This is a genomic window from Nocardia tenerifensis NBRC 101015, assembly GCF_000308715.1.
Taxonomy (GTDB): Bacteria; Actinomycetota; Actinomycetes; order Mycobacteriales; family Mycobacteriaceae; genus Nocardia; species Nocardia tenerifensis.
Genome location: NZ_BAGH01000299.1, coordinates 1 through 5,364, shown reverse-complemented (window position 1 = coordinate 5,364; position 5,364 = coordinate 1). Strand labels below are relative to the sequence as shown.

Annotated in this window: 6 protein-coding genes; 3 read left to right on the top strand and 3 right to left on the bottom strand. The window is 70.9% G+C overall.

Features of this window, described 5'->3' with window-relative positions:
• The 3 genes from ON39_RS23420 to ON39_RS23410 form a co-directional block, all read right to left on the bottom strand.
• Positions 1-1,344 (bottom strand): ABC transporter permease (locus ON39_RS23420; protein ID WP_040737618.1); only part of this gene is annotated, 1,344 nt, incomplete at its 3' end.
• Entirely contained in the window at positions 1,344-2,036 is a 693-nt protein-coding gene (locus ON39_RS23415) for an ABC transporter ATP-binding protein (RefSeq protein ID WP_040737622.1), read from the bottom strand. The genes ON39_RS23415 and ON39_RS23420, both read right to left, overlap by 1 nt.
• Positions 2,037-2,098: 62 nt before the next feature.
• Positions 2,099-2,419, bottom strand: coding sequence for a hypothetical protein (locus ON39_RS23410; RefSeq protein WP_040737617.1), 321 nt, complete (start codon positions 2,417-2,419; stop codon positions 2,099-2,101).
• Between the two features lie 159 nt (positions 2,420-2,578).
• Here ON39_RS23410 and ON39_RS23405 point away from each other — a divergent pair, with 159 nt between their 5' ends.
• The 3 genes from ON39_RS23405 to ON39_RS23395 form a co-directional block, all read left to right on the top strand.
• Entirely contained in the window at positions 2,579-3,910 is a 1,332-nt protein-coding gene (locus tag ON39_RS23405; RefSeq protein WP_051186951.1) for a sensor histidine kinase, read from the top strand.
• 79 nt (positions 3,911-3,989) lie between these two features.
• A complete protein-coding gene (locus ON39_RS23400; protein WP_174412558.1) occupies positions 3,990-4,667 on the top strand; it encodes a response regulator in 678 nt (225 codons plus the stop codon).
• Positions 4,668-4,729: 62 nt separating this feature from the next.
• Positions 4,730-5,364, top strand: a 635-nt coding sequence (locus tag ON39_RS23395; RefSeq protein ID WP_255219293.1) for a serine/threonine-protein kinase, incomplete at its 3' end; no start/stop codon positions are given.

Sequence of the window (5,364 nt, the reverse complement as noted above, 5' to 3'; positions counted from 1 at the left end):
CGCCGCGGCGGTCCGGACCAGCGGCCCGGTCGCGGCGAAGCACAGCACGACGGCCGCGGCGAACGCGGTCGAGATGGCGCCGAGAGAGAAACGACCCAGATCGAGTTCCGCGATCACGACCGCCGCCGCGACCATGCCGAGCCCGGTCACGACCGCGGCCCACCGCAGCAGCGGGCTCGTCGCGTCGACGCGGCCGACGCCGACCGGCGCCAGTGCCTCGATGGGCTCCACGTGGTAGACCTGCCGCGCGGCCAGCCCGGCCGCGGTCACGCTGGCGACCACGCAGGCGGCGACCGCGACCGGAATCGCGTAGCCGGGCACCAGATACTCGGTGCGCGCCTCCACCGACGACATGATGGCCGCGGGCAGTTGCCCGATCGCCATGCGCCCCATGAAGATTCCGAGCACCGCGCCTGCCCCGCCGCCGAGCACGCCGAGCAGCGCGGCCTCGGCGAGCAGATCCCGCACCATCGGGCCCCGCTTGCCGCCGATCGCGCGCAACAGCGAGAGCATGGGCCTGCGCTGCGCGATCGCCATGCTCATCGCGTTGTAGATGAGGAAGGCCGAGACGATCAGCGCCGCGGCCGAGGCCATCATGGTGGAGTACCGCACCAGCTGCACCGCGCCGCCCGCCTGCGCGGTGCGCAGGCTCGGCTCGGCGACCACCGCGCGGCCGTCGACGACCGCCGTGAGCTCGGCCCGCAGCGCGTCGACGCGCGCATCCCGCGCCGGAATGATCTGAACGGAGTCCAGTCGACCGATCCGTCCGGTGACCTTCTGCGCCAACCCGAGCGGCGCGGCGACGAGATGGCCGCCGTTGAGCCGCTTCGACGTGTCCTCGTCCAGAACGCCTGCGACGGTGACGGTTCCGGTGCCGAGGCGGAACCGGTCGCCCTCGGCATGCCCCATCGCCGCGCCGACGAGGACGCCGTCGGGCACCGCGAGCAGCTTGCCGATCTGCGCGGTCATCGGCCCGGCGAGCTCGCCGCCGAGCGCGCCGACGCTCTGGTCGGCCCCGATCAGCAGCGCCCGGTCGGCGCCGGTGCCGATCTGCTCGCGCAGCATCGGGACCGCCTTGTCCACGCCGGGCGTGCGCGCGATCCGTTGCAGCAGTTGCTGATCGAAGCCCGCCTCGGTGACGCCGGTGACCTCCAGCGCGGCCCGCCCGCCGAGGCTGTGCGTGAGCCGGTCCACCGAGCCGGTGACCGAACCGGAGATGCTGAGCACCGCGACGAGCAGCCCCGCCGACACCCCCATCACCACCAGCGACATGACGGTCCGGCCGCGGTGCGCGAGGAGCTCGCCGATATTGAACAGCCGCAACCGATCCCACGCGGCGCCCATCACGCGGTGACCGAACGCTCGCCGAGTTCGTCGGCGCCGATCCTGCCGTCGCGCAGCGTGACCACCCGATCGCAGTACCGCACCGCGCCCATGTCGTGGGTCACCATCACCACCGAGTTACCGGAACCGGCTATCTCGCCGAGCAATTCGAGGATGGACGCGCCGGTTTTGGAGTCCAGGTTGCCGGTCGGCTCGTCGGCCAGGATGAGCGGCGGATCCATGATCATCGCCCGCGCCACCGCGACCCGCTGCATCTGACCGCCGGACAGCTCGGCGGGCCGATGGCCGGCCCGTTCGCTCAACCCGACCAGTTTCAGCAACTCCAGCGCGCGCGGCTTCGCCTTGCGTAACCCGGTGCCGTCGAGCAACTTCGGGATCGCGACGTTCTCCCACGCGGACAGGGTGGGCAGCAGGTTGAAGAACTGAAAGATGAAACCGACACGGTGGCGGCGGAACTCGGACTGACGCTCGTCGTCCAGCGTGCCGATCTCCTCGCCCCGGAACCGGATCGAGCCCGCGTCCGGGCTGTCCAGCGCGCCGAGCAGATGCAGCAGCGTGCTCTTGCCGGAACCGGACGGCCCGATGATCGAGGTGAACTCGCCCGGCTCGATGCGCAGATCGACGCCGTCGAGCGCGCGAACCGTCTGCCCGCCGACCCGGTATTCCTTGGTGACTCCGGATAATTCGAGCATCGCCGGTTCCGACATCGTTGTCCCAGCCCCTGTCCGGTCGGCCGCCGGTCGGTCGTCGCGCACTACCGCGCCATGACTTCCGGCGAGTGGTTTCGGCGACGATACTGCGCGTCGAGCAGCGCCCGCAGCACGGGCTGCTCGGCGGTGAGTTCGAGGTAGGCCTCGATCGCCGACTGTCCTTGCGCCATCGCCTGATCCAGCTTCGCGTCGAGGTGGATATTCCAGCGATAGCGCAGGGCGAGCAGCAAGCCGTCGGCGTCGCCGAACAGCCGCTCGAGGTCCGCGAACCCCTCGAACAGTCGCGGATCGGCCGGGTCGACGGCGGCGCGGGCCAGGACGGTGTGCACGATCTCGGTCCGGGCGTGCTGATCTTTCCAGGACATGAGCCTCGCCTTTCCGTGTGACGCTGCGATTCACGGTACGGAGCGGCGGGTGCGGCTGTCGTCGTGCCGTAGACCCGAATTCTTGTCCACCCACGGTAGGAGAACCGACCCGCTCCGGGAACGATGTGCGGGCCGCGATCGGGCGGTTAGCCTTACCCCATGGGTGTGATCGGCGTCTCCACCCCGGTTCGCGAGCCGAGGCGGGTCGCCCGCGCGTGCCGGCGTCTGGTCGACGGAGCGCGGCGCTTCGGTGCACGCGTCGCCGACTTCGCCAGACAACCGGTGGCCTCGTTTCTGCGCCGCGTCGAGGAACTGCCCTTCGACTACCCGCCCTCGGTGATCATCGCCGTCGACGCGGCGCTGCTGCTCGTCGCGGTCGGGTCGGCGATCCAGCGGCACAACTACTTTCCGAGCGCCCTTCCCATCCTCGCGGTGCTGCTGACGTCGGCGTTCGGTCCGATGTACGCGTTCCTCGGCGCGATGCCCCGGCCCGCGACGCTCGGTCTGTTCGCGATGGCGGCCGAGGCGCTGTTCCTCGTCCAGCCGGTCTCGCCGGACCTCGCGCCGTTCGTGCTCGTCGCCGCGGCGGGGGAGGTGTCGGCGATCGCGGGCCTGCGGGTCAGCGTGCCGATCGCCGCCGCGATGATGCTCGAGCTGGTGCTGTTCGACATGTACGGCAACCTGTCCCAGGGCTTGCCGTCCTATCTGGTCAGCATCGCGTTCGGGTGGATGGCCGGCGTGCTGCTGCAATACCAGCGGCGCTTTCTCTACCAGGAGCGCGGCTATCAAGACATCCGCGCGACGCAGGCCGCCGACGAAGAGCGCCGCCGGATCGCCCGCGAGGTGCACGACGTGATCGCGCACTCGCTGAGCGTCACGCTGCTGCACCTCACCGCCGCCCGGCACGCGCTGCAGACCGATCGCGAGGTCGATGAGGCGGTCGAGTCGCTCACCGAGGCCGAGCAACTCGGCAGGCAGGCCATGGCCGATATCCGGCGCACCGTCGGGCTGCTCGACGCGCGGCCGTCGAAACACGCGCCCGAACCCGGCGTCGAGGACATCGCGAGCCTGGTCGGCGACTTCGCCAAGGCCGGGCTGCAGGTGCGGTACGTGTGCGCGAAGGATCTGCGCGCGGTGTCGCCCGCGGTCGGGCTCGCGCTGTACCGGATCGGTCAGGAGTCGCTGGCCAATGTCGTCAAGCACGCGCCGGGCGCCGCCGCGTTCGTTCAGGTCGCGGTGGACGCCTCGTCGGCGATATTGACGGTGGACAACACGGTGCCCGGCGGCCTGCCCGCGCAGCGCGGGGCGGGCATGGGAGTGTCGGGGATGGTGCAGCGCGCGGAGTTGCTCGGCGGCCGGATGGTCGCGGGTCCGTTCGACGGCGGCTGGTCGGTGCGCGTGGCCATCCCGCTGGCGCCGACGCGGGCCGGATTCGCTTGCGCGCCAGGGAACTGGATGCCGCACGGTGGTCCGGCGATACGGGAGGCCTGATGAGAAACGAGCACGTCGCGAGAGTGCCGCTGGGCGAACCTCGCCCGTCACCGGAGCCACGGTGACCGCGGCCGCGCCGATGGGAGCCGAGGACGCGGTCACGGTGCTGGTCGTCGACGACCAGGAGCTGGTGCGCGGTGGCCTGCGCCGGATCCTGCGCCGCCGCGACGGATTCGTCGTCAGCGAGTGCGCCGACGGCGACGAGGTGCTCGCCGCGGTGGCGGCCGAGCGGCCCGACGTGGTGCTGATGGATCTGCGGATGAAACGCGTCGGCGGCATCGACGCCACCCGCCTGCTCCGCGCGCGCGACGGCGCGCCGCCGGTATTGGTGCTGACCACCTTCGACGACGATCAACTGCTCTCAGGCGCGCTGCGCGCGGGCGCGGCCGGATTCATCCTCAAGGATTCCCCCGCCGAGGATCTGATCCGCGCGGTGCGGATGGTCGCGGGTGGCGGCGCCTGGCTCGACCCGTCGGTCACCGAACGCGTGCTGACGGCCTATCGCAGCGTGCGGCCGAGTCCGACCCGCACCAGCACCCGGCTGTCGGACCTGACCGCGCGCGAGTACGAGGTGCTCGAACTGATCGGGCGGGGCCGGGTGAACGCGGAGATCGCCCGCGAACTGGGTATCTCGGAAGTCACCGTGAAAAGCCATGTCGGACACATATTCGGCAAGCTGGAGCTGCGGGATCGGGCCGCGGCGATCGTCTTTGCGTTTGACCACGGGGTGGTGACACCCGGAGAATCCACTCTTTGACGGGCAGGCGTCGCGAGAGTTTATGCGTGCACTCCTGGCCCGGGATGTGGAGGATTGACGGGGTGGAGGCACCAGGGCCGCGAACCGGCACACGGTTCGGGCCGTACGAACTGCGATCCCTGCTGGGCAAGGGGGGCATGGGCGAGGTCTACGAGGCCTACGACACCGTGCAGGACCGCGTGGTGGCGGTGAAGCTGCTGCACGAGGTGCTCGCCGACGACCCCGCCTACCAGGTGCGGTTCCGGCGGGAATCGCAGGCGGCTGCCCGGGTCGCCGAACCGCATATCGTCCCGATCCACGACTGGGGCGTCATCGACGGCGTGTTGTTCATCGACATGCAGCTGGTGCCCGGCGTCGACCTGCGCACGCTCCTGCGCAAGGAGGGACCGCTGAGCCCGGCTCGCGCCGTGGGCATCGTCGAGCAGATCGCCTCGGCGCTGGACGCCGCGCACGCGGGCGGCCTGGTGCACCGCGACGTGAAACCGGCCAACATCCTCGTCACCGCGGCGGACTACGCCTACCTCGCCGATTTCGGCCTGGCGCACACCGACGGCGACAGCGCCGTCACGGCGGTCGGCATGGCCGTCGGCTCCTACATCTACATGGCGCCGGAGCGGTTCGACGTCGGCCAGGTCACCGGCCGGGCGGACATCTACTCGCTGTCCTGCGTCCTGCACGAGTGCCTGACGGGGGCGAC